The following is a 24,861-nucleotide window of genomic DNA, read 5'->3' as shown; positions in this document are numbered from 1 at the left end:
CCTGTTGAGCAACAAACGTGTGGCCGGTGCGAAACCCGTGACGGCGTTCCGGATGGGCCAGCGGCCCCGACATTGGCGGCCGCAACAGACATTTGGGGAGCACGAGAAGGCATTTCAAGATTCTGCCGCCTCGATGAACGGCAGATGAACCGCGGCTTCGGCGGACGTTCAGCTAAGTCGCGCTAAACTGCTTCCAGGATCAAGGAACAGGCGGCGGTTACGGCGTCGCGCGTCCTCTCGGACACGCAAAAGGAAGCTGTAACACTTTGATTGCGCATGATTCACGGCGAAATCGGCTGCGGTTTTCGCGGTTATGCGCGAGATGCCGCAACGAGGCCGACCGGGTGTAACGTCCCTTCCTCCCGGATCGACGGGGGGCCGGAAGCATGCCGCAAGCTGCTTTCGGCCTCACTCGCCGGCTGGCTCGTTCAGCCTTTCCAACGCGTCCGGAATTCCTTTGCTTTTGCTGCCCTTTGCTTTTGCTGCATGGGGCGTCTATGCCTACCAAAGCTTGCGCCATGCAGGCAGCGACACTTAAAACGCAGCGCCGAATGACGGACCTCCTCGACAAAATTCCCCTCTTCCACGAAATTCCGGGCAATCCGCTGCCGGAAAATGCGGCCCATGGTTTCTTCACCGCGCGCGACGGCAAGAAAATCCGTTATGGCCTCTTTCCCGCCGTTGCCCGCCCGATGAAGGGCACCGTGGTCCTCTTGACCGGCCGCAACGAGTGCATCGAAAAGTATTTCGAGACCATCCGCAACCTCGCCGACCGCGGTTTTGGCGTCGCCACCTTTGACTGGCGCGGCCAGGGCGGTTCCGACCGGCTGATCAGCGATCGCGAGCGCGGCTATGTCCGCAGTTTCTTCGACTACACCGGCGACCTGGAACAGTTCTTCGAGGAGATCGTGCTGCCCGACTGCCGGGGGCCGTATTACATATTGGCCCATTCGGCCGGGGCGGTGATCACGCTGCTTGCCGGGCCGTCGATGGTGAACCGCGTACGGCGCATGGTGCTGATCGCGCCCTTCCTGGCGGTGCCCGACCTGCCGGTCTCGACAACCACTGTTCGTCGCCTCTGCTCGCTGTTCTGTCTGCTGGGTCTTGGCAAGCTTTACGCCGCCTGGGGTCCGCGGCCCAGAAAAACCATACCCTTTGCCGTCAACAAGGTGACATCGGATCCCGAGCGGTATCGGCGCAACACGCTGCTCTACGAAACCTACCCGCAGCTGGCGCTCGGCGGCCCGACGATCCGCTGGCTGAAAGCGGCGGCGCAGGCCTCAGAGGTCATCAGCGATCCCGACTTCATGGCCAGGATCCGGGTTCCCTTGCTGGTGGTCGCCGCCGGCGCCGACCAGGTCGTCTCGACGAAGGCGGTGGAAACCTACACCAGACGCCTGCGTCTCGGTTCGCTGCTGGTGATCGATGGCGCACGCCATGAAATATTGCAGGAAGCCGACTTTTATCGCGAGCAGTTCTTTGCCGCCTTCGATGCCTTCATCCCGGGAAGCGACGACAACGCCTGATTGAGTGCTCCCTCGTGACGCGCAAAAGACCGCTCCAAATCATTGAAATCCATGACTTGGCTTGAAAGAATGACTTGGCTTGAAAAAATGCCTGCCAGGTCGATCGTCGGCCTACACTTGCCGGGCGAAATCCATGATCCAGTTGGTCTCCCAGGTCTTGCCGCCATCCGCTGAAAAAGCCTGCTCCCAGCGCGCCGATTTTTCAGTCATCCGCGACCACAGGAAGCGAACCTGGATAACGCGTCCATCAAAAACGTCTTCACACAGGAACGTGCCGACGCCTGCTTGGAAGGCGCCGCGCATCGGAATATCGATGGTCGCCGGGCTGCGGCCGTCGATCCACCAGATCGACCATTGTCTCGTCGCCGGATCGAAGGTCCGCAGCGTGACGGCGCGATAGGCGCCGACCGGCAATTCAATCACATTGTCGTCGACATTGCCGAGTCCGCCAAGGATCGGGCGCACCTCGCATGTCCCGCCAAACACGTCCCAGTTCGTGTCGCCTTGCAGGCGCTCCTGCAACCTTCGATGGTTGACGTTCCAGCGTCCGAAGAAGAAATCGAAATCGGCCCGCCCATCTCCCAGGGCATTTTCTGCCAACGCATTTTCTACTGGAGCATCTTCGGAATGGCTGGTTGTTGACCGCGTCGGCATCAGACTCCCTCCCGTGGCATTGTCTCCATAGCCGAGAGCTGCTGACACCCTGCCGTCAGGAGCATTGGGTTATCGTCGCCGTGGGCACTTCAGTCCATAGTGGCCAGCTGCCCAGCCGGTTCAGCCACGCAACGCCGCCATCGCGGCGGCATGAAGCTCCGGCGTTGCCGCAGCCAGGATGTCGCCGCCCCTTTCCGCCGGTCCGCCTTCGAAGGTGGTGACGACGCCGCCGGCCTTCTCGATGATCGGGATCAGCGCGACGATATCGTAGGGTTTCAAACCGGGGTCGGCGACGATGTCGACGCTTCCCGCCGCGACCATGGCGAAGGCATAGCAGTCGGTACCGTAGCGGGCGAGCTGGACCTGCCGCTCGAACAGGTCGTAGCGCAGGCGCGCGTCTCCCTTGAACAGTGCTGGCGTGGTGGTGAACAGCGTCGCTTCGGCGAGGCTTGTCGTCTTGCGTGTGGTCAGCCTTCGCGGTCCGCCCGGGCCTTCATAATGGGCGCCGGACGCGTTGGCGTAGAAAAGCTCGCCGGTAAAGGGCTGCGACATCATGCCGGCGACGGCATCGCCGTCGACCGTCAGCCCGACCAAGGTTCCCCACACCGGCAGGCCGGAAATGAAGGCACGGGTGCCGTCGATCGGATCGATCACCCAGACATGCCTGCTGGAAATGTTCTCGCTGCCATGCTCCTCGCCGAGAATGCCGTGATCGGGATATTCCGCTGATATAAGCGCGCGGATGACCCGCTCGGCCTCGCGGTCGGCCTCGGTGACCGGGTCGAAGCTGCCTTGCTCCTTGTTGGCGACCGCGCCCTGGCTGCGGAAGCGCGGCAAGGTTTCGGCTGCGGCGGCATCCGCAATGCGCCGCATGAAATCGATGCTGATGTCCAACTGATTCTCCCGCGTAATGCATGTCGCGCAAAAGTGTGCAGCGGTTTTGCGATAACGACATGCATAAAACAACAACCTAAAGCGCGTCGTCCGGTCAGACGCGAGGCGCTTTAGCGTGCTGGAACCATCGTCTGCCTGTGGATTTCCGCCAAAACAAGGGCGTGCGAGACTTTTGCGCATCGACGACTGTTGCACGAATGCAACGCTGGCGCCCTCGAAACGCAGTTTCCACATCATGGTGAATTAAAAACGCCGCACGGCGGCTTGACATTTGTGCATCGCACAATAGATTTGTTCTCGGACAGGTTCTCCTGTCCATGCCCTCCTTGGGCGTTTCCTCCCTAGACTTCGACCGTGTCGTGCAAACGATGCGGTCTTTTTTTCGGCGCGGCACTCAGCCGATTGCGCGTCCCGACCCGCACGCCGATGCCTTTATCCGGCGCAAGATCTCGTTTCGTTTTTCGGCGATCATTCGGCGGCAAGCGGCAGGTCGATAAAATTATGGTCGGGCATTGCCATCAGGTCGGCCGAGAATTGCGCCAGATCGTCGGCGAGCGCATCGAAGCCGGCGGATTTCTGGAACGTCCGCTCGTTCATGTAGAGCCCGCGATTGACCTCGATCTGCAGCGCATGGAGATGGCGCACGGGGCGGCCATAGTGCTCGGTGATGAAGCCTCCGGCGTAGGGCTTGTTATGGGCGACGGTATAGCCCATGCCGATGAGCAGGCCGATCGCCGTCTCGGTCAACGCTGCCGCGGCGGAGATGCCGAAGCGGTCGCCGACGATGAAGTCGGGCCTGACGCCGCTGTCGCCGACCCTGATGCTCGCCGGCATCGAATGGCAATCGATCAGCACGGCAAAGCCGAACCGCGCATGGGTCCTGGTCAAAAGCCGTTTCAGCGTCTCGTGATAAGGCTTGTAGACGGCCTCGATACGCGCGACGGCTTCCGCCAGCGGCAAGCGGCCGGCATAGATTTCGAGCCCCTCTCCCACCAGCTTGGGCACGGTGCCAAGCCCACCGGCGACGCGCGCCGAACGGATGTTGCAAAACGACGGCACCGGTTCGGCGAACATGCGCGGATCGAGTTCCCAAGGCTCCCGGTTGACGTCGAGATAGGCGCGCGGGAAGTTTGCCGCCAGCATCGGCGCGCCGAGCGCGACCGCGCCGCCGAACAATTCGTCGACATAGCAATCTTCGGAGCGGCGGATGGCGTTTCGGTCCAGCCTTGCCATGGCCAGGAACCGGTCCGGATAGTGACGGCCGCTATGCGGCGAGTTGAAGAGGAAGGGGACACGCTGTTCGGCGCCCGACCGGATTTCGAAGGGGGGAACGACCAAAAAATCCTCGGCTGCTGTTTTCAATTTGAACGAACCCGGAAACACCAATGCATCATGGTTGGAAAGGTGCCACCTCCCCGGCCGCATGTCCAGCGTTTCGGCGTCCGGACCGCTTTGTTAAAGCCGGATCGGGCCTTTATCGTTCACTTGATGTTTACCCTCACCTCCTCATATACAGGATGGTTAACGGGCTGCCCCACGGCAGTCCCGGGCGGGTGATTCGGACGGGACAAGATGGCACGCATTCTACTGGCGGAAGACGACGATGACATGCGCCGGTTCCTCGTCAAGGCGCTGGAGCGTGCCGGCTACCAGGTCAGCGATTTCGACAATGGCGCCAGCGCCTATGAGCGGCTGCGAGAAGAGCCCTTCTCGCTGCTCTTGACCGATATCGTCATGCCGGAGATGGACGGCATCGAACTCGCCCGCCGCGCCACCGAGATCGATCCCGACCTCAAGGTCATGTTCATCACCGGCTTCGCCGCCGTTGCGCTCAATCCGGATTCCAAGGCGCCGAAAGACGCCAAGGTGCTGTCGAAGCCGTTCCATCTGCGCGACCTCGTCAACGAGGTCGAAAAGATGCTGCAGGCAGCCTGACACGTTTCCGCCGCCGGCTTCCGGCGCGCCTTCGACGGTGCGGCAAGACGAACCTTTCTTTCCCTTTTCCTGCTATTGACGCGCCGTGGCAAAAATGGTGTATGCGCGGCTTCGGATGGGCGTGTAGCTCAGCGGGAGAGCACTGCATTGACATTGCAGGGGTCACAGGTTCAATCCCTGTCACGCCCACCATCCAGACAATCCGCCGTCACTCGCACCCCGTGGATTTCCTCGTCTTACGGGCGCGCTTCTGGTTGGACCGCGTGAATGCCGTATTCTCGAGAACGCCAAATCGGGCCGCTTGATTTTTGGCCCCAGCCAATGCTTCTCATTGAAGTCGGCAGAGCTTTTTTTCGGCCTTACCGACGAGACGATATGAATTTTGATGTCCCGGGGGATCGCTCTTCCAAGTGAATCCGAAACGGTATCCAACATATCGGTGAGCGAGTTTGCATTGGCCATCGCCAAGAGACGGCCGCCGCCCAGGCCGTCATGTCTGGTGGCAGCGATCAGCGTCGATTGAGATCACGCCGCGCCGAGGCGGAGATCGCCCGTCTCGATATGCTGGAGAAACCAGGCATAGGTCTGCTCCAATCCGCTCTGAAGCGAGTACCGCGGCCGCCAGCCCGTGGCAAACAGGCGCGACACGTCCATCAGCTTGCGCGGCGTGCCGTCCGGCTTCGTCGCATCGAATGTGAGCGCCGCCTCGGCGCCGACGACGGCGAGCATGGTGCGGGCCAGTTCGGCAATGGTGATGTCTTCGCCCGAGCCGACATTGACGTGGCTGTCGCCGGCATAGTTTTTCAGCAGCCAGACCAGAGCGTCGGCGGCGTCGTCGACATGCAGGAACTCGCGCATCGGCGTGCCCGATCCCCAGACCTCCAGGGTTTTGTCGCCGGCGCGCTTGGCCTTGTGCGCCTTGCGCATCAGGGCTGGCACGACATGGCTGGTGGAGAGGTCGAAATTGTCGCCGGGGCCATAGAGGTTGGTCGGCATCGCCGAGATGTACTCGACACCGTATTGGCGCCGATAGGCCTGGCACAGTTTCAGCCCAGCGATCTTGGCGATCGCATACCATTCGTTGGTCGGTTCGAGCGGACCGGTCAGCAAGGCATCCTCGGAGATCGGCTGCGCCGCAAACTTCGGATAGATGCAGGACGAACCGAGAAACAGCAATTTCTGCACCTCGTTGCGGAAGGCGCTCTCGATGACATTGGTCTGCATGATGAGATTGTCCTGCAGAAAATCGACCGGCAAATTGTTGTTTGCCAGGATACCGCCGACCTTGGCCGCCGCCATAACCACCGCGTCCGGCCTGTGGCCAGCCATCCAGCGCCGCACACCGGCCTGGTCCATCAGGTCGAGTTCATCGCGGGATGCGGTCAGGACCTCGCAGTCCTCCTCCGCCAGCCTGCGCACTAAGGCCGAGCCGACCATGCCGCGATGCCCGGCCACGAAAATGCGCTTGCCCCTTAGGTCGTAATCCATTGGCGTATCCCTATGCAGAACGGCCGCTATGACCATCTGGCGTCGGGGCCGGATGGACCTTGCGTCGGACGCATAGCGCATACAGATTTGCCGAGACAAGCCAAATCGGAGATTCGGGCGAGCTCTTCTTGTGGTATGGCGGTCAGACACCCGCCACGGCGCACAGGCTCTTCATTCTGGCGACGGCAAGCTCCGGGTCGGCCAGCAATCCGGCCTGGTCGGCGAGGCGGAACACATCGGCATAGTGGCAAATGCCGCGTGCCGACTGCATGCCGCCGACCATCGAAAAATGGTCCTGGTGGCCGTTCAGCCACGCCAGGAGGACGATACCGGCCTTGTAGTACTCGGTTGGCGCCTCGAAGATTTTCCGTGACAGGGGTACCGTCGGCGCCATCAGCGCGTCATAGCCGGCGCGATCGTCGTCGGCCAGCCTCGCCAGCGCGGCATTGGCGACCGGCGCGATAGCGTCGAAAATCCCGAGCAGCGCATGCGAGTGTCTTTCGCCGTCGCCGGCGATCAGCTCGGGATAGTTGAAATCGTCGCCGGTGAACATGACCACCCCTTCCGGCAGCCGGTTGCGCAGGGCAACCTCTTTGCCGGCATCGAGCAGCGATATCTTGATCCCCTCGACCTTGCCGGCGTGGCGTTCGATGATGGCGACGACCGTATCGAGCGCGGTGTCGAAATCATGGCTGCCCCAATAATTCTTCAGCGTCGGATCGAACATGTCGCCCAGCCAGTGCAGGATGACCTTGCCGGATGCCTGGGACAGGATGCGGTCATAGACGCTGGCATAGTCGTCGGGACCCTTGGCGACAGGCGCCAGCGCGCGGCTGGCCATCATGATCGCCTTGCCGCCGAGGCCTTCGATGAAACCGAACTGCTCCTCATAGGCCGCGATGACATCGTCGAGCGTCCTGGCGGCGCCTGGCGCCAGATGGTCTGTTCCGGCGCCTGAGGCGAGGTCGGCGCCCTCGATGGTTCGCGCCTCGGCGATCGAGCGGCGGATCAATTCCCTGGCGTTGGTCCAGTCGAAACCCATGCCGCGCTGCGCGGTATCCATCGCCTCGGCGATGCGGAAGCCGAGCCGCCACAGATGATGGCGGAACGCCATTGTGCGCTCCCAGTCGACCGCTGGATGAGCCCACGGATCGGTCATCGCGAGGGGATCGGCAACGACATGGGCGGCGGCATAGGCGATACGCGAAAACCGCGCGCCGATCACCGGCTGTGCCGGATGGCCGACAAGGCGGTAGCGAGTGCTGCGACCGCCCTCCCCGGGCAAGGCAATGTCCATCGATCTCTCCCTTGGTCGCGCTATTAAATGGAACGTTCCAACAAATCAAGGACCTTTGTGGATTCTCGCTCCATACCCCAGAATGCTGCATCGCAGCGAGGGAAGCCGTTCAATAGCGGCATTTAAGCGCCGATTGCCAGATTTTTCGAATCGGGAAAAATCCTGATTGACTCAAATCCAGCTCAGAATTAGAACGTTCCAATAAATTCGGCCAGAAAACAGCGGAGGACGTATCTGAATGGCCAGCAGGCCCAAGGCGACGATACTCGACATTGCCCGTGAGGCGGGCGTGTCCAAGTCGACGGTGTCGCTGGTGCTGCAGGGCAGCGACCTGATCCGGCCTGAGACCGCTCTGAAGGTTCGCAAGGCGATCGAGGATGTCGGCTATGTCTACAACCGCGGCGCCGCCAATCTGCGCAAGGCCCATTCCAACGTCATCGGCATGGTCATCAACGACCTTACCAACCCGTTCTTCGCCGAAATGGCGGTCGGCATGGAGCGTGTGTTCCAGTCGGCTGATATCGTGCCGTTCATCGCCAACACGGCGGAAAACCCGGTGCGCCAGGAAGAGGTGCTGAAATCGCTGATGGAGCAAGGTGTCGCCGGGCTGATCGTGTCGCCGGCGCGTGGCACGACCCCTGGTGCTTTCCGTCGCATCGAGATGGCGGGCCTTCCGATCGTCTTCACCATGCGCCGCCTTCCTGAAAGCCGCATCCCGGTGATCGCGCCCGACAATCATCGCGGCGCCTGGCTCGCCACCGCCCATCTGATCGGCAAAGGGCATCGCCGGCTGGCGTTCTTCGGCGGCTCATCGGATCTGGTAGTCTATCACGAGCGGCTGGGCGGTTTTCGCGAGGCCTGCGAGGGGCTCGGCATCGCCAAGCGCGATACACTGGTCGTCGAAGGCGAAACCAGCCGCAAGGGCGGCATTGCCTGCCTGGAGACGGCCCTCGCCATGGCCGAGCCGCCGACCGCGGCGCTGTGCTTCAACGATGCGGTTGCCTTCGGCGTCATGCTGGCGTTGCGCAAGCGCGGCCTCGAGCCCGGCGCGGATTTCGCCGTTGTCGGCTTCGACGACGTGATCGAAGCCCAGCACTACATGCCGGCGCTGACCAGTGTCGCGGTGGATTCGGCAGGCCTCGGCGAGCGCGCCGCCCATGTCATGCTGAAGATGATCCAGTCGCGCACCACGCGCGCCGAGGATCATATCGGTGCCGTCAACCTCGTCGTCAGGGACAGTTGCGGTCCTGATCGCCGTGCCGGAATGGGAGACGCGGCATGACCGTAAGATGGGGACTGATCGGCGCAAGCACGATCGCCAGGCAATTCGTGATCAACGCCATTCGCGCGCAACCGAACAGCGAGATCACGGCAGTGATGAGTCCCAGCCCGGAGCGCGCTACGGCCTATGCCAAGGAGAACGGCATTGCGCTCGCCGTCTCGACGCTCGATGCATTGCTCGGCTCCGACATCGACGCCGTCTACATCTCGACCACCAACGAATTGCATCTCGAACAGGCACTAGCCGCCATCAGAGCGGGAAAACATGTGCTGTGCGAAAAGCCGCTGGCGCTGACCAGCGCCGATGCGCGGAAGATGGTCGCCGCCGCCAAGGCGGCCGGTCTCGTGCTCGGCACCAACCATCATCTGCGCAATGCCGGCTCGCACCGGGCGATGCGCGAAGCCATTGCCGCCGGCCGCATCGGCAAGCCGATTGCCGCGCGCGTCTTCCACTCGGTCTATCTGCCTGAAAATCTGCAGGGCTGGCGCATCACCAGGCCGGAAGCCGGTGGCGGCGTGGTGCTCGATATCACCGTGCACGATGCCGACACGCTGCGCTTCGTGCTCGGCGACGATCCGCTCGAGGTTTCGGCGTTCACCCAGGCCGCAGGCCTGGCCAGCGGCGGGCTGGAAGACGGCGCCATGTGCATCTGGCGCTTCAGATCGGGCATCATCGCCCAGTCGCATGAAGGCTTCACCACCAAATTCGCCGGCACCGGCTTCGAGGCGCATGGCAGCGAAGGCTCCCTGATCGCGAAAGATGTGATGACGCAGAAGCCGATCGGTTCTGTGCTGCTGCGCACGGCAAAGGGCGAGGAGGAATTGAGCTTCGACCGCGAAGATCTCTATGTCCGTTCCCTGCGCCAGTTCCACGCGGCGATCGGTGGCGAAGGCCAGCCGTCGGCCACCGGCGAGGACGGCGTCTGGTCGCTGACATCAGCCGAAGCCGCGTTGCAATCCGCGAAGTCCGGAAAATCGGTCGCGATCGATCCGAATCTCGGGGGCGCAGCGTGAGCAAACTCGTCTCCGCAGCGCAAGCCGCCAGCCTGATCATGGACGGCATGGTCGTTTCGGTGTCGTCGTCGAGCGGTCTCGGCTGCCCGGATGCGGTGCTCGCCGCGATCGGCGAGCGCTTCGACGCGGAAGGCCATCCGAAGAACATCACAACGCTGCACCCGATCGCCGCCGGCGACATGTACGGCATCCGGGGTATCGACCATCTGGCCAAGCCCGGCCTGTTGAAGCGCACGCTGTGCGGCTCCTATCCGTCCGGCCCTTCATCCTCTGAACCGCCGCAGATCTGGAAGATGATCGGTGACAATTCGGTCGCCGCCTACAACGTGCCCTCAGGCATCCTGTTCGACATGCATCGCGAGGCCGCTGCCAAGCGCCCCGGCGTGCTGACCAAGGTCGGCCTCGACACCTTCGCCGACCCGCGTCATCAGGGCTGCGCCATGAATGCGGCGGCCAGCGAGCCGATCGTTTCGGTGCAGCAGTTCGACGGCGAGGAATGGCTCTATTTCCGCTCGATCGTGCCTGATGTCTCGATCATCCGCGCCACCACCGCCGACGAGCGCGGCAACCTCACCTATGAGCACGAGGGCGCCTATCTCGGCGGGCTGGAGCAGGCGCTCGCCGCCCGCAACAATGGCGGCATCGTCATCGCGCAGGTCAAGCGCGTCGTCGAGAACGGCACGCTGAAACCGCATGATGTGCGCGTGCCCGGTGTGCTGGTCGACCATATCGTGGTGGCGCCCGACCAGTTGCAGACGACGCTGACACCCTACGACCCGGCCATCTCCGGCGAGATCTTCCGGCCGCTGTCGACTTTCCGCAACGCCGAGATGAGTGTCCAGAAGGTCATCGCGCGACGCGTCGCCATGGAGCTTGCCGACGGCATGGCCGTCAACATTGGCTTCGGCATCTCGGCCAACGTGCCGCGCATCCTTATCGAGGAAGGCCAGCACGGCAAGGTCACCTGGGTGATCGAACAGGGCGCGGTCGGCGGCGTGCCGCTGCTCGATTTCAAGTTCGGCTGCTCGTCGAACGCCGACGCCTTCATGCCTTCGCCACACCAGTTCACCTACTTCCAGGGCGGCGGTTTCGACGCGTCGCTGCTGTCCTTCCTGCAGATCGACCGCCACGGCTCGGTCAATGTGTCGAAGCTTTCGGCCAGACCGCATGTCACCGCCGGCGCCGGCGGTTTTGTCGACATCACCGCGCGGGCGAAGAAGATCGTCTTTTCCGGTTTCTTCAATGCCGGCGCCAAACTGTCGCTGGCCGATGGCGGCATCCGTATCGACGGGGAAGGCAAGGTCAAGAAGGTGGTCGCCGAGGTCGAGCACATCTCCTTCTCGGGCAAGCGCGCTGTCGCGCAAGGACAGGACATCACCTATGTCACCGAGCGCTGCGTCATGAAGCTGACGCCGGATGGGCTGATGGTGACTGAGTTGGCACCGGGCATCGACCTCGAGCGCGACGTGCTGGCGCAGGCCGAGATCCCGCTCGCCGTCGCCAACGACCTGAAGGTCACGCCGGACGCGCTCTACCGTGACCGGCCGGTCGGACTGTCGCTCAATGGCGGCGCCTCGCTTGGAGGCGCGCATGGCTGAGCGTCTCGTCAGCTTTGAAACAGACGGTGCCATCGGCATCGTCACGCTGCGCCGACCGGAGAAATTCAACGCGCTCGACATCGCGATGCTGCGCGCGCTGGAAGCCGCGCTCGATACGGCCGAAGCTGCGGACAGCGTCCGCGTCGTGCTGCTGTGCGGCGAAGGCAAGGGCTTTTGCGCCGGCGGCGACGTCGAAGCCTGGTCACAAATGAGTGCCGCCGATTTCCAGGTGCAATGGGTTCGCTACGGCCACCGCGTCTTCGATCGGCTGGCGCGGTTGCGGCAGCCGACGATCGCCGTTCTGTCCGGCCATGCGCTGGGCGGCGGGCTGGAACTGGCGGTCGCCTGCGACTTCCGCGTCGCCGAGGCGCAGGTCAAATTGGGTTTTCCGGAAACCTCGATCGGCGTGGTGCCCGGCTGGTCCGGCACGCAGCGCGCGGTGCGCCGTTTCGGCGCCCAGACGGTGCGGCGCATGGCGCTTGGCGGAGAACTGTTCGTGGCTGCCGAAGCACTCGTTCTGGGCATCGTCGACCGGGTGGTCGAAACGGGCAACGCATTCACCGAGGCCAGGGCCTGGGCCGGCAAGATCGCCGAGCGCGGCCCGCTGGCAACCGAAACAGCCAAGCTGATGATCGCGGTCGCCGAGGGCGAGGAAAGTGCTGCCGCGACAGAGGCGCTGGCCAGCGGCTTCATCGCGCTGACCGGAGACCTCAAGGTCGGTGTCGACGCTTTCAAGGCCAAGCGGAAACCAGCGTTTTCAAGATCCTAGAATGCAAGCGGAACCCAGAACGCACATGAACTTGCCCCTCACCATCGCCATGCCCGCCGAGGCATCCGCAGCACCGAAGACCTATCGGCTGCTGATCAACGGCAAGTTCGTCGATGCCCGCGATGGCCGCACGCTGGAGCGCAACAGCCCCGGCCACGGCTTCACCGTTTCGCGCTATGCGCAAGCCGGCGCGGCGGAAGTCGAGGCGGCGGTACAGGCCGCGCACAAGGCTTTCGAGACCGGCCCCTGGCCGCGTATGAAGGCCGGCGAGCGCGCCGCAATCCTGCTCAAGGCGGCGGACCTGATCGAGGCGCGGCTCGAGGAGATTGCCCGGCTCGACGCGCTGGAATCCGGCAAGCCGATCGCCCAGGCGCGCGGCGAGATCGGCGGTGCCGTCGACATCTGGCGCTATGCCGCGGCGCTTGCCCGCACGCTGCATGGCGAAACCTACGCCAACCTTGGCGATGCCATGCTGGGCGTCGTGCTGCGTGAACCGATCGGCGTCGTCTCGATCATCACGCCGTGGAATTTTCCGTTCCTCATCGTCAGTCAGAAACTGCCGTTCGCGCTCGCCGCCGGCTGCACGGCGGTGGTCAAGCCGAGCGAGATGACCTCGGCCTCGACCTTCGTGCTCGGCGACATCCTGATGCAGGCCGGCTTGCCGGATGGCGTCGTCAACATCCTCGCTGGACTGGGCGCCGATGTCGGCGCGCCGATGGTCAGCCATCCGCTGGTCGAGATGGTGTCGTTCACCGGCTCCACCCGGGTCGGCAAGGTGACCATGGCATCGGCGGCAAACGCGCTGAAGAAGGTCTCGATGGAGCTCGGCGGCAAGAACGGCCAGATCGTCTTTCCAGATGCCGACCTCGAAGCTGCCGCCGACGCGGCGGTGTTCGGCGGCTTCTTCAACGCCGGCGAATGCTGCAACGCCGGCAGCCGGCTGATCGTCCATGAGGCGATCGCCGACGACTTCCTCGGCGCAGTGAAGGCGCTCACCGCCAGGGTCACCGTCGGCGATCCGCTCGACGACAGCACCAAGGTCGGCGCGATGATCTCTTCCGAGCACCTCTCCAAGGTCACCGGCTACGTGGCGGCGGCGGCAAACGACGGCAGCAGCGTCTATAGCGGCGGCAAGCAGATCGCCTCCAATGCCGGTCAGTATCTCGATCCGACCATCCTTCGCGGCGTGACCGAAGACATGGCCATTGCACGTGAGGAAGTGTTCGGCCCGGTGCTGTCGGTGCTGACGTTTGGATCGATTGAAGAGGCGTTGCGCATCGCCAACAACACGCCCTATGGTCTATCGGCGGGTGTGTGGAGCGCCAGCATCGACACCTGCATGTCGGTGGCGCGGAGTGTGCGTTCGGGAACCGTTTGGGTGAACACGTTCATGGAAGGTTATCCCGAGCTGCCTTTCGGAGGCTACAAGCAATCCGGTCTCGGACGCGAACTCGGCAAGCGCGCCGTCGAGGATTATACCGAGGAAAAGACAATCCAGTTTCATCGCGGCCAGCGCACCGGATGGTGGGTCGGCTGAGCTGTGAAGAACCCGGCGGATATCAGCCGGTCGTGTAGCTGCAACAAGGGAGGAAGTACATGTTGCGCAAACTGCTTATCGGAACGGCTCTCGGCTCGGGTCTTGCGTTCGCGGCCCATGCCCAGGACGTCAAGGAAGTCGAGATGCTGCATTGGTGGACGTCTGGCGGCGAAGCGGCTGCCTTGAACGTGCTCAAGGAGGATCTCGCCAAGCAAGGCTTTGCCTGGAAGGACGTGCCCGTGGCCGGCGGCGGCGGCGACGCCGCCATGACCGCGCTGAAGGCGATGGTCGCGGCCGGCAACTACCCGACCGCCTCGCAGATGCTCGGCTATACCGTGCTCGATTACGCCGCGGCCGGCGTGATGGGCGACCTGACCGAGACGGCGGTAAAGGAAGGCTGGGACAAATCCGTGCCGGCCGCCCTGCAGAAATTCTCGGTCTATGACGGCAAGTGGGTCGCGGCTCCGGTCAACGTCCACTCGGTCAACTGGCTGTGGATCAACAAGGCGGTGATGGACAAGATCGGCGGCACCGAGCCCAAGACCTTCGACGAGTTCGTCGCTCTGCTCGACAAGGCGAAGGCGGCGGGCGTCATCCCGCTCGCGCTTGGCGGCCAGAACTGGCAGGAAGCCACCATGTTCGATTCGGTCGTGCTGTCGACCGGCGGACCTGAGTTCTACAAGAAGGCCTTCAACGACCTCGACGAGGAGCAGCTGAAGTCCGACACGATGAAAAAGTCGTTCGACAACCTTGCCAAGCTCGTCACCTATGTCGACCCGAACTTCTCCGGCCGCGACTGGAACCTCGCCACCGCCATGGTCATCAAGGGTGATGCGCTGGTGCAGGTGATGGGCGACTGGGCCAAGGGCGAATTCAACGCCGCCAAGAAGACCCCGGGCACCGACTTCCTGTGCTATCGCTTCCCGGGCACCGACGGCAGCGTGGTCTACAACTCCGACATGTTCGGTATGTTCGACGTTCCGGAGGACCGCAAGGCCGCCCAGGCCGCCTTGGCCACCGCCACTTTGTCGAAGAGCTTCCAGTCGGCTTTCAACGTCGTCAAGGGCTCGGTCCCGGCCCGCACCGACGTGCCCGACACCGACTTCGACGCTTGCGGCAAGAAGGGCATGGCCGACCTGAAGGCCGCCAACGAAGGCGGCACGCTGTTCGGTTCGCTGGCGCAAGGCTATGGCGCGCCGCCCGCCGTCGCCAATGCCTACAAGGACGTCGTCTCGAAATTCGTCCACGGCCAGATCAAGACCTCGGACGAGGCCGTGACCCAGTTGGTCAACGCAATCGAAGACGCCAAGTAGGAACCGGCATGAAAGGACCTTCCCCGCTCCGGTGGGGAAGGTTCCACCAAGCCAGGATGGTCGGCCTCTGGTCGGAATGGCGCCGGCGATCAACCAACACGCCCCGTCTCGGCGGGGCTATCCTTCCCGCCTGGCGGTGAAGGGACCCGCGAGGGAGGAGCCCATGACAACGGTCGCGACCCAGATCAAGCTGACGCCGGAGCATAATGCGCGCCCGGGCGCGTCGGTGCGTTCGCGCCTGCAGGACGCGCTGCCGAAGTTCGTGCTGGCGCCAAGCTTTGCGATCACCATCGTCTTCGTCTACGGCTTCATCCTGTGGACGGTCTATCTGTCCTTCACCAACTCCAAGACCTTCCCGTCCTATGCGCTGACCGGGCCGCGTGCCTATCAGCGGCTGTGGCGCTGGACGTTCGAGAGCGACCCGCCGTCGAGCTGGTATACGTCGATCACCAATATGGGCATTTTCGGCTTTCTCTATATCTTCATCTGCCTGGCGCTCGGCCTCTTCCTGGCCATCCTGCTCGACCAGAAGATCCGCGGCGAAGGCATGTTGCGGCCGATCTATCTTTATCCGATGGCGCTGTCCTTCATCGTCACCGGCGTCGCCTGGAAATGGTTCCTCGATCCCGGCCTCGGCCTCGAGCAGACGCTGCACCAATGGGGCTGGACGAGCTTCCATTTCGACTGGATCAAGAACAAGGATTTCGTCATCTACACCGTGGTGATCGCCGGCGTCTGGCAGGCCTCGGGCTTCATCATGGCGATGTTCCTGGCCGGCCTGCGCGGCATCGACGGCGAGATCATGAAGGCGGCGCAGATCGACGGCGCCACCACGTTCCAGCTTTATCGCCGCATCGTCATCCCGCTGCTGCGGCCGGTGTTCCTCTCGGCCTTCATCGTGCTCGCCCACCTCGCCATCAAGTCCTACGATCTGGTCGTAGCACTGACCAGCGGCGGGCCGGGCGGCTCGGCCTGGCTGCCGTCGAACTTCATGTATGAGTACACTTTCAAGCGCAACGAGATGGCCGTCGGCTCGGCCAGCGCCGTGATCATGCTGATGACCATCACCGCGATCATCGTGCCCTATCTCTATTCCGAGCTCAGGGAACGACCGCGATGAGCGTCATTGCCACGCCCACTCGCCAGAGCACTGGCGGCATCAGCGCCAGGACCGTCAACCGCATCGTCGTCTACGGCCTGCTGGCGCTGTTCGCGCTGTTCTACCTGATGCCGCTGTTCGTCATGCTGGTGACCTCGTTCAAGACCATGGACGAGATCCAGAACGGCAACATGCTGGCGCTGCCGCAGGCGCCGACCTTCGAGCCGTGGCTGAAGGCGTGGGGCGAGACCTGCGTCGGCCTGACCTGCGCCGGCATCAAGGGCTATTTCTGGAATTCCATCAAGATGGTGGTTCCGGCGGTGCTGATCTCGACGCTGCTCGGCGCGCTCAACGGCTATGTGCTGACCAAATGGCGCTTCCGCGGCCACACGCTGGTTTTCGGGCTGATGCTGTTTGCCTGCTTCATCCCTTTCCAGTCGGTGCTATTGCCGATGGCGACGATCCTCGGCAGCCTCGGCCGCTTCGGCGTGACGCTGCGAAACGCAACGGGATTTTCATTCGGCCTGGGCAATCCGACGGTCAACCTGGTCTTTGTCCACGTCGTCTACGGGCTCGGCTTCACCACCTTGTTTTTCCGCAATTATTACGAGGCGTTCCCGACCGAACTGGTCAAGGCGGCACAGGTCGACGGAGCCAGCTTCTTCCAGATTTTCCGGCGCATCATGCTGCCGAATTCGATGCCGATCTTCGTCGTCACCGTCATCTACCAGTTCACCAACATCTGGAACGACTTCCTGTTCGCCTCGGCCTATGCGGGCACCGGCGACGCGATGCCGATGACCGTGGCGCTGAACAACGTCGTCAACACCTCGACCGGTGTCGTCGAATACAACGTCAACATGGCGGCGGCGATGATCGCCGCACTGCCGACCCTTCTCGTCTATGTGGTCGCCGGCCGCTATTTCGTGCGCGGCCTGATGGCCGGCGCCGTCAAAGGATAATCGAATGGCTTTTCTCGAAATCAATGGGCTGAGGAAGCGGTTCGGATCGGTCGAGATCCTGAAGGGAATCGACCTCGATCTCGAAAAGGGCGGCTTCCTCGTGCTGGTCGGCCCGTCCGGCTGCGGCAAGTCGACCTTGCTCAACACCATCGCCGGCCTGGAAACCATCACCGAAGGCGAAATCCGTGTCGACGGACGCACGATCAACGATCTCCACCCCTCGAAGCGCGACATCGCCATGGTGTTCCAGAGCTACGCGCTCTATCCGAACATGACCGTCGCGGGGAACATTGCCTTCGGCATGGAGATGCGCGGCGTGCCGGCCCAGGAGCGCCAGAAGGCGATCGACAAGGTGGCGAAGGTGCTGCAGATCGGCCACCTTCTGCAGCGCAAGCCGAGCCAGCTTTCCGGCGGCCAGCGCCAGCGCGTCGCCATGGGCCGGGCGCTGGTGCGCGACCCCAAGCTCTTTCTCTTCGACGAGCCGCTCTCCAATCTCGACGCCAAGCTGCGCGTCGACATGCGCATCGAGATCAAGCGGCTGCACGCAACCACCGGCACCACGATCGTCTACGTCACCCACGACCAGATCGAGGCGATGACCCTGGCCACCAAGATTGCGGTGATGCGCGACGGCGAGGTGCAGCAGTTCGGCACGCCTGCCGAAATCTACAACAACCCGACCAACCTGTTCGTCGCCGACTTCATGGGCTCGCCGGCGATGAACCTGATCCCGGCGACGATCGGCGGCAATGGCAATGCGCTTTCCGTGGTGCTGCAGCGCGAGGCGCGCGAGCCGATCTCGCTGCCGCTGGCCGCTGCGCCGACGGGTCTGTCGGCATTCCACGACAAGCCGATCATTTTTGGCGTCCGTCCCGAGGCCCTGACCGATCCTGAAGGAGCCGAACGCAACGCATCGAACATCGCCACCGCCGACTGTCACATCGAAGTCGTGGAACCGGCCGGCTCCGACACCTTCGCCGTCACCAATCTCGGCGGCAAGCCGGTGGTGGCGCGTCTGCGCGCCGACGCCAACATCCAGCCGGGCACCAGCACGCCGCTCGCCTTCAACCTGACCAAGGCGGTGTTCTTCGATCCGGCGACCGAGAACCGCATCCTCTGACAGCCATGACAAACCCGGACATCGTCATTATCGGCTCCGGCATCGGCGGCGCCACGATCGCTTCCGGCCTTGCCGGCAGTGGCGCCTCGATCCTGATGCTGGAGCGCGGCGAACCGCTGCCGGCGACGCCGCATACGCGCGACACGCGCGCCATCTTCGTCGACGGCCACTACCGGCCGAAGGAGATGTGGCGCGAGGCCGGGGGTGCTGCGTTCAACCCTGGCAACTATTACTACGTCGGCGGCAATTCGAAATTTTATGGCGCGGTGCTGATCCGCTACCGCAGGCAAGACTTTTCCGTAATGGAACACTATGGCGGCGTCTCGCCGGCCTGGCCGTTCTCCTATGAGGAATTCGAGCCCTGGTATTCCAGGGCCGAGCAGCTTTTTCGCGTGCGCGGCGCACTCGGCGAAGACCCGACCGAACCGTTCCACTCGATCCCCTACCCCTTCGGGCCGGTGCCGGACGAGCCGCCGATCGCCCGCGCCCGCGCCGAACTCATGGGCCTCGGCTTGCATCCGGCATCGCTGCCGCTCGGCGTCGACATCGATGCCTGGCTAAAGGACGGCAAGACAGGCTGGGACGCGTTTCCCAACACCGGGACCGGTAAGGTCGACGCCCAATCGGGGCCGCTGACAGCGGCACTTGCCGACCGGAACATCAGGCTCGAGACCGGTGCCCATGTCGAATATCTCGAAGCGTCATCGGATGCCAAGACGATCGCCGCCGTTCACTATCGCCAGAATGGCAGGCTGAAGAAGGTGACGCCGAAGCTGGTCATCCTCTCGGCCGGCGCGGTCAATTCCGCCGCCATCCTGCTGCGTTCGCCGTCCCCGAACGGAAACGGGGTTGCCAACCGCTCCGACCAGGTCGGCCGCAACTTCATGAACCACAATTCGAGCGCCATGCTGGCGATCGATCCGCGCCGCAGGAACACCTCCGTCTACCAAAAGACGCTGATGCTCAACGACTACTATCTATCCGACGGCGAGGGCGGCAAGCCGCTCGGCAACGTCCAGCTTCTCGGCAAGATCGACGGTCATATGCTGAGGGCCAACGTCAAGCTTGCGCCCAAATTCGCGCTGGACTTCATGGCCGGCCACGCCGTCGACTGGTATCTGATGTGCGAGGACCTGCCGGACCCCGAAAGCCGCATCATGGTCGACGGCAAGGACATCGTCATGCAGTGGCGGCGCTCCAACATGCAGTCGCTCGACGGGCTGACCAAGGTGATGCGCGAGAACTTCCGCGCCTGCGGCTATCCGATCGTCCTGTCGCGGCCTTTCGACAAGCGCACGCCGTCGCACCAGTGCGGCACGGTCAAGATGGGCGACGATCCGGCGACCTCGCCGCTCGACCCGTTCTGCCGCTCGTTCGACCACAAGAACCTGTTTGTCGTCGACGCTGGCTTCCTGCCGAACTCGGCCGCAGTCAATCCGGCGCTGTCGATCGCCGCACAAGCGTTGCGCGTCGCCGACCACATCCGCAAGAGCGAGCTTGTCCTATGATCGGTCTGCGCCGCCCCTCATCCGCCTGCCGGCACCTTCTCCCCGTTCACGGGGAGAAGCCCGCTGGCCGCAACCTCGGCGCTTTTTTTGCAACGCTGGCGATTGGCGAAGCAGGCGATGAAGGCGTCCTTCTCCCCGTCACTTTACGGGGAGAAGTGCCCGGCAGGGCGATGAGGGGCGGCGCCAGCCTGCGGGAGCTTGTTCTCACATGAGCCGTCCAGCAGCCATCATCACCGGCGGCGCGCGCGGCATCGGCCTTGCCTGCGCCGAGGCGCTGGCCGATGCCGGCTTCAATATCCTTGTCGTGGACCTTGCCGAAAAAGCCGGCGACGGGGTTGCCGCTGACATTACCGCCCGCGGCGCGAAATTCGCCTACCATTGCGGCGACATTGCCGACCTCGACGACCATGCCGCATTGGTCGATGCCGCGAAGAGCGCCTTCGGCCGCATCGACTGCCTGGTCAACAATGCCGGCATCGGCGCCGTAGTACGTGGCGACCTGCTGGAATTGAAACCGGAAAACTTCGACCGGATCCTCGCCATCAACCTGCGCGGCACCGTCTTCCTCAGCCAGGCCGTTGCCAGGGCGATGCTTGCGGCGCCGGGTGACCACCCGAAATCGATCATCACCATCACCTCGGTCAGCGCCGAAATGGCCTCGCCGGAACGTGCCGACTACTGCATCTCCAAGGCCGGACTTTCGATGTGGGTGAAAACCTTGGCGCTGCGCCTCGCCGCCGAAAACATTGGTGTGTTCGAGCTGCGGCCGGGCATCATCCGCACCGACATGACCGCGGGGGTAACCGCCAAATACGATGCGCTGATCGACGGCGGGCTGGTGCCGGCAAAGCGCTGGGGCGAAGCCGCCGATGTCGGCGCCGCCGTAGTGGCACTCGCCGGCGGCAAGCTCGGCTTTTCGACCGGCTCGATCATCAATGTCGACGGCGCGCTGTCGGTGCCGAGGCTGTGAACAGGTGACGCCATGACCGACTACATCATCGTCGGCGCCGGCCCGGCCGGCTGCGTGCTGGCCAACCGGCTGAGCGAAGAGCCATCGAATTCAGTGCTGCTGCTCGAAGCGGGCGGCAAGGACTGGCACCCGCTGATCCACATGCCGGCCGGTTTCGCCAAGATGACCAAGGGCATCGCCGCCTGGGGCTGGTCGACCGTGCCGCAAAAGCACATGAAGGACCGCGTCTTCCGGTACACACAGGCCAAGGTGATCGGCGGCGGCTCCTCCATCAACGCCCAGATCTACACACGCGGCAACGCCCGCGATTACGACGCCTGGGAGAAGGAAGAGGCCCTTGCCGGCTGGGGCTATCGCGACGTGCTGCCCTATTTCAAGCGGGCCGAGAACAACCAGCGCTACGCCAACGATTTTCACGGCGACCAGGGTCCGCTCGGCGTCTCGAACCCGATTGCGCCGCTGCCGATCTGCGAGGCCTATTTCCGCGCCGGGCAGGAGATGGGCATTCCCTTTAATCCGGACTTCAACGGGGTAGCCCAGGAAGGCGTCGGCTATTACCAATTGACGCAGAAGGACGCGAGACGCTCCTCTGCCTCGGTCGCCTATCTCAGGCCGATCCGCGCGCGAAAAAACCTGACCGTCAGGACGGATGTGCTGGTGACGCGCATCGTCATCGACAAGGGCCGCGCCGTCGGTGTCGAGATCGTCGACAGGCCGGGCGGCCAGCCGACGACCTTGCGTGCCGAACGCGAAGTCATCGTCTCGTCCGGCGCCATCGGCTCGCCGAAGCTGCTGATGCAGTCGGGCATCGGCCCGGCCGACCATCTGAAGTCGGTCGGCGTGACGCCGGTACACGATCTGCCCGGCGTCGGTTCCAACCTGCAGGATCATCTCGACCTGTTCGTCATTGCCGAATGCACCGGCGACCACACCTACGACAACTACGCCAAGCTGCACCGGACGGTATGGGCCGGCCTGCAGTACCTGCTGTTGAAAAAAGGCCCGGTTGCCTCCAGCCTGTTCGAGACCGGCGGCTTCTGGTACGCCGACCCGACCGCCGCCTCGCCCGACATCCAGCTCCATCTCGGCCTCGGCTCCGGCATCGAGGCCGGCGTCGAAAAACTGAAAAATCCGGGCGTGACGCTGAACTCGGCCTTCCTGCGGCCGCGTTCACGCGGCACGGTGCGGCTGAACAGCGCCGACCCCGCCGACCACCCGCTGATCGACCCGAATTATTGGTCCGACCCCTACGATCGCGACATGTCGATCAAGGGCCTCAGGCTGGCACGCGAGATCATGCGGCAGAAAGCGCTGGCCCCCTACGTGCTGCGCGAGGTGCTGCCGGGACCGACACTCACCAGCGACGACGAACTGTTCGACTATGCCTGCCGCAGTTCCAAGACCGACCACCACCCTGTCGGCACCTGCCGCATGGGCCATGACACGATGAGCGTGGTGACGCCGGATCTCAGGCTGCGTGGTATCGAGGGCTTGCGCGTCTGCGACGCTTCGGTGATGCCGCGCATCCCCTCCTCCAACACCAATGCGCCAACCATCATGGTCGGCGAAAAGGGCGCCGATCTGATCCTTGGCCGCGACCCGCTGCCGCCGGCGGTGTTTTCCACCAACCAAGCGGCATGAGATTCCAAGAATGATCAGGCACTGTGTTTTCGCTCGATTCCGCAATGACGTCACCGACGACGAGCGCGCGGCAATCCATGCCGATCTTGAGGCGCTGCGGTCGGTGATCGACGGCATGGCCAAGGTCGAATTCAGCGCCAACACCAGCCCAGAGCCGTTCGCGCGCGGCTTCACGCACGGCTTCACCATCGACTTCAGCGATGCCGCCGCACGCGACGCCTACCTGGTGCATGAGGCCCACAGCCGAGCCGGCGCTCGGCTGGTCGCGGCGCTTGAAGGCGGAACCGACGGGCTGATGGTGTTCGACCTCGAGATAGGCGCTTAATGCATGTCGCGCAAAAGCATGCCCTCGGGCACTGACCCGAGGGTGTGCAGCGGTTTTGCGTTAACGACATGCATAAAACAACAATCCAAAGCGCGTCGCGTGAGGTCGGTCGAACGCGACGCGCTTTAGCCTATCCAAGCCTCAGCGCGACGACGCCGGCAACGATGCTGAGCACGGCGGCACCGCGCCAGGCGGTCATCTTCTCGCCGAGCGCAAACACCGAGATCATCATGGCGAACAGGATCGAGGTTTCGCGCAGCGCCGCGACCGAGGCGATCGGCGCCTTGGTCATCGCCCACATCACGATCCAGTAGGCGGCGCCGCTGAGCACGCCGGTGTACACGCCCGCCTTCCAGTCTCGCGCCAGGACCGGCAGCGCCTTTGGTCCGCGGAAGATCAGGCACAGCACCAGCGCCCACAGCGCATCGCAGACGAACAGCCATGCGGCATAGCTCGACGCCGTCGCGGCCAGCCGCGCGCCGCTGCCGTCGGACAGCGTATAGCCGGCGATGAAGATCGAGGTGCCCAGCGCAAAGCCGACGGCGCGCAGGTTCAGCCTTTCCAGATGCGCGCCGCCGCGAAACGACAGCACCAGCGTCCCGGCCGACAAGAGAACAATGCCGAGGATGGCGAGCGGCGCCGGGACTTCGGCGACGACCACGATGCCGCCAAGTGCAGCCAGCAGCGGCGCCGTGCCGCGCGCCAGCGGATAGGTCTGGGCGAAATCGCCGGCCCTGTAGGCGCCGATCAGGAACGTCCTGTAGCCCATGTGGAAGATTACCGAGGCGATGATATAAGGCCACACGTCCGCTTTCGGCACCTCGACGAAAGGCAGCGCCAGAAGCGCCACGGCGCCCATGCCGAGCGTCATCAGCGTGATCGACAAAAAGCGGTCGAGATGGACCTTGACCAGCGCGTTCCAGATCGCGTGCATGGCGGCGGCAGCAAGCACCGCGAAGAAGACGAACAAGGTCATCGGCGGCTCATGCGCCTTCGGCCCCCGTCCCGAACGGTGTTTCCAGGTCGATCTCGACCCGCAGCGGAAAATGGTCCGAGGCGATTTCGTCGATATCGGCGCTGGCCGAGCGGACCCGTCCCGCCAACATGCCGCCGACGAAGCAATGGTCGAGCCGTCGCTTTGCCAGCCTGCCGTCGATGGTCTTCACATGGGTATGGAAATCCGCCGTCGGGTCGCTGGCGACGGCGGCGGCATCGACAAAACCGTTGAGATAGGCAGCACCGCGATGGTACGGCGTGCTGCCAACGATGCGCCGGTACTCGGCGCTGCCCGGCTCCATGTTGAAATCGCCCAACCAGATCGCCGCCAGCGGGTTTTCCGGCTCCGGCTCGCCATTGCTCCAGTTGCGCACGGGCTCATCGTCGGCACCGCTCCACGGGCCGCCGTCGGACGGCGCGCGGCGATGCTCGGCGAGCAGATAGTCGATCTGCTCTAGCCGCTCTTCGGCGGCGATATGCGCCAGATGCAGCGACAGCACCCGCACCGGACCGGCAGGGGTGTGGATCATGCATTCCAGCGCTGCGTTGCGGGTGTTGAGCGGACGCACGGTGCGGCGCAGCGGCAGCGTGTGCAGGCGCGACCAGACGATCGGCAGCTTGGACAGGACCATGGTGCCGAATTGCCGCCGCCGGTTGACGATGCGGCCGTCACGCTGCTCGCAGGCGTCCATGTCGAAGGCCGGCGCATAAACCCAATAGTATTCGGGCAGCAGTCGCGAAAGGATTTCCGGCTGGTCATCCTCGTTGCTGCGCAGCCAGTGCCGTTCCACTTCCTGCAAGGCGATGATGTCTGCGCCAGCGACAACCTCGGCGGAACGCGCGAGATCGTAGCGGCCGTCGCTGCCGAAACCGTACTGGATGTTGTAGCTGACCAGCTTCATTGCTTAACCGGCTCAATTTCGTGATGGCAGTA

22 protein-coding genes and 1 tRNA gene are annotated in these 24,861 nt (G+C 63.6%); 16 read left to right on the top strand and 7 right to left on the bottom strand.

What is annotated here, in order from left to right:
* Positions 1-551: 551 nt before the first annotated feature.
* A complete protein-coding gene (locus AC0L3H_RS10870; protein ID WP_473585442.1) occupies positions 552-1,526 on the top strand; it encodes an alpha/beta fold hydrolase in 975 nt (324 codons plus the stop codon).
* A gap of 111 nt (positions 1,527-1,637) precedes the next feature.
* Here the strand turns inward: AC0L3H_RS10870 and AC0L3H_RS10865 are convergent, their stop codons facing one another.
* From AC0L3H_RS10865 to AC0L3H_RS10855, 3 genes are all read right to left on the bottom strand, one after another.
* Positions 1,638-2,126: a DUF1579 domain-containing protein gene (locus AC0L3H_RS10865; protein WP_473585441.1), complete on the bottom strand. Its 489-nt coding sequence runs from the start codon at positions 2,124-2,126 to the stop codon at positions 1,638-1,640.
* A gap of 174 nt (positions 2,127-2,300) precedes the next feature.
* The gene (gene hisN / locus AC0L3H_RS10860; RefSeq protein ID WP_091600418.1) at positions 2,301-3,074 is read right to left on the bottom strand and encodes a histidinol-phosphatase; all 774 of its coding nucleotides are present in this window, start codon (positions 3,072-3,074) and stop codon (positions 2,301-2,303) included.
* A 468-nt stretch (positions 3,075-3,542) separates the two neighbouring features.
* Positions 3,543-4,499 carry an N-formylglutamate amidohydrolase gene (locus tag AC0L3H_RS10855; RefSeq protein ID WP_473585440.1) on the bottom strand — a complete coding sequence of 319 codons (957 nt, stop codon included), beginning with the start codon at positions 4,497-4,499 and terminating at the stop codon, positions 3,543-3,545.
* A gap of 147 nt (positions 4,500-4,646) precedes the next feature.
* Between AC0L3H_RS10855 and cpdR the strand changes: the two genes are divergently transcribed.
* Together cpdR and AC0L3H_RS10845 are read left to right on the top strand one after the other, a co-directional pair.
* Positions 4,647-5,009, top strand: a complete 363-nt coding sequence (gene cpdR / locus AC0L3H_RS10850) for a cell cycle two-component system response regulator CpdR (RefSeq protein ID WP_006199474.1) — start codon at positions 4,647-4,649, stop codon at positions 5,007-5,009.
* A 117-nt stretch (positions 5,010-5,126) separates the two neighbouring features.
* Positions 5,127-5,201 (top strand) — tRNA-Val (locus AC0L3H_RS10845).
* Between the two features lie 333 nt (positions 5,202-5,534).
* Here AC0L3H_RS10845 and fcl read toward each other — a convergent pair.
* On the bottom strand, positions 5,535-6,497 hold the full coding sequence (gene fcl / locus AC0L3H_RS10840) for a GDP-L-fucose synthase (protein ID WP_473585439.1): 963 nt from the start codon (positions 6,495-6,497) through the stop codon (positions 5,535-5,537).
* 142 nt (positions 6,498-6,639) lie between these two features.
* A complete protein-coding gene (locus AC0L3H_RS10835) occupies positions 6,640-7,794 on the bottom strand; it encodes a dihydrodipicolinate synthase family protein (RefSeq protein WP_473585438.1) in 1,155 nt (384 codons plus the stop codon).
* A gap of 238 nt (positions 7,795-8,032) precedes the next feature.
* Between AC0L3H_RS10835 and AC0L3H_RS10830 the strand changes: the two genes are divergently transcribed.
* The 13 genes from AC0L3H_RS10830 to AC0L3H_RS10770 all read left to right on the top strand — a co-directional run bounded on the left by AC0L3H_RS10830 (position 8,033) and on the right by AC0L3H_RS10770 (position 22,931).
* Positions 8,033-9,076, top strand: coding sequence for a LacI family DNA-binding transcriptional regulator (locus AC0L3H_RS10830; RefSeq protein ID WP_473585437.1), 1,044 nt, complete (start codon positions 8,033-8,035; stop codon positions 9,074-9,076).
* Complete coding sequence (locus tag AC0L3H_RS10825) at positions 9,073-10,089, top strand: Gfo/Idh/MocA family protein (protein WP_473585436.1); 1,017 nt, start codon at positions 9,073-9,075, stop codon at positions 10,087-10,089. Before AC0L3H_RS10830 ends, AC0L3H_RS10825 begins: the two co-directional genes overlap by 4 nt.
* Positions 10,086-11,687, top strand: a complete 1,602-nt coding sequence (locus AC0L3H_RS10820) for an acyl CoA:acetate/3-ketoacid CoA transferase (protein WP_473585435.1) — start codon at positions 10,086-10,088, stop codon at positions 11,685-11,687. Before AC0L3H_RS10825 ends, AC0L3H_RS10820 begins: the two co-directional genes overlap by 4 nt.
* Positions 11,680-12,456: an enoyl-CoA hydratase/isomerase family protein gene (locus tag AC0L3H_RS10815; protein ID WP_473585434.1), complete on the top strand. Its 777-nt coding sequence runs from the start codon at positions 11,680-11,682 to the stop codon at positions 12,454-12,456. Before AC0L3H_RS10820 ends, AC0L3H_RS10815 begins: the two co-directional genes overlap by 8 nt.
* A 25-nt stretch (positions 12,457-12,481) precedes the next feature.
* Complete coding sequence (locus AC0L3H_RS10810; protein ID WP_473585433.1) at positions 12,482-13,993, top strand: aldehyde dehydrogenase family protein; 1,512 nt, start codon at positions 12,482-12,484, stop codon at positions 13,991-13,993.
* Between the two features lie 59 nt (positions 13,994-14,052).
* The gene (locus AC0L3H_RS10805) at positions 14,053-15,306 is read left to right on the top strand and encodes an ABC transporter substrate-binding protein (RefSeq protein ID WP_473585432.1); all 1,254 of its coding nucleotides are present in this window, start codon (positions 14,053-14,055) and stop codon (positions 15,304-15,306) included.
* Between the two features lie 163 nt (positions 15,307-15,469).
* Positions 15,470-16,426, top strand: a complete 957-nt coding sequence (locus tag AC0L3H_RS10800) for a carbohydrate ABC transporter permease (protein ID WP_473585431.1) — start codon at positions 15,470-15,472, stop codon at positions 16,424-16,426.
* On the top strand, positions 16,423-17,367 hold the full coding sequence (locus AC0L3H_RS10795) for a carbohydrate ABC transporter permease (protein ID WP_473585430.1): 945 nt from the start codon (positions 16,423-16,425) through the stop codon (positions 17,365-17,367). The genes AC0L3H_RS10800 and AC0L3H_RS10795 overlap by 4 nt, the downstream gene beginning before the upstream one ends.
* Before the next feature lie 4 nt (positions 17,368-17,371).
* Complete coding sequence (locus AC0L3H_RS10790; RefSeq protein WP_473585429.1) at positions 17,372-18,487, top strand: ABC transporter ATP-binding protein; 1,116 nt, start codon at positions 17,372-17,374, stop codon at positions 18,485-18,487.
* A 5-nt stretch (positions 18,488-18,492) separates the two neighbouring features.
* Entirely contained in the window at positions 18,493-19,995 is a 1,503-nt protein-coding gene (locus tag AC0L3H_RS10785; protein WP_473585428.1) for a GMC oxidoreductase, read from the top strand.
* Positions 19,996-20,203: 208 nt separating this feature from the next.
* Positions 20,204-20,965, top strand: a complete 762-nt coding sequence (locus AC0L3H_RS10780; RefSeq protein ID WP_473585427.1) for a 3-ketoacyl-ACP reductase — start codon at positions 20,204-20,206, stop codon at positions 20,963-20,965.
* A 12-nt stretch (positions 20,966-20,977) separates the two neighbouring features.
* The gene (locus AC0L3H_RS10775; RefSeq protein ID WP_473585426.1) at positions 20,978-22,606 is read left to right on the top strand and encodes a GMC family oxidoreductase; all 1,629 of its coding nucleotides are present in this window, start codon (positions 20,978-20,980) and stop codon (positions 22,604-22,606) included.
* Positions 22,607-22,616: 10 nt separating this feature from the next.
* Positions 22,617-22,931: a Dabb family protein gene (locus tag AC0L3H_RS10770; RefSeq protein WP_128173795.1), complete on the top strand. Its 315-nt coding sequence runs from the start codon at positions 22,617-22,619 to the stop codon at positions 22,929-22,931.
* Between the two features lie 130 nt (positions 22,932-23,061).
* On the opposite strand, the gene AC0L3H_RS10765 is transcribed toward AC0L3H_RS10770, so the two are convergent.
* Positions 23,062-23,907, bottom strand: a complete 846-nt coding sequence (locus AC0L3H_RS10765; RefSeq protein WP_473585425.1) for an EamA family transporter — start codon at positions 23,905-23,907, stop codon at positions 23,062-23,064.
* A gap of 7 nt (positions 23,908-23,914) precedes the next feature.
* Positions 23,915-24,829 carry an endonuclease/exonuclease/phosphatase family protein gene (locus AC0L3H_RS10760; RefSeq protein WP_473585424.1) on the bottom strand — a complete coding sequence of 305 codons (915 nt, stop codon included), beginning with the start codon at positions 24,827-24,829 and terminating at the stop codon, positions 23,915-23,917.
* Between the last annotated feature and the right edge of the window lie 32 nt (positions 24,830-24,861).

Source organism: Mesorhizobium sp. WSM4816 (assembly GCF_055811535.1).
This window is presented reverse-complemented; position numbering and strand designations above follow the sequence as displayed.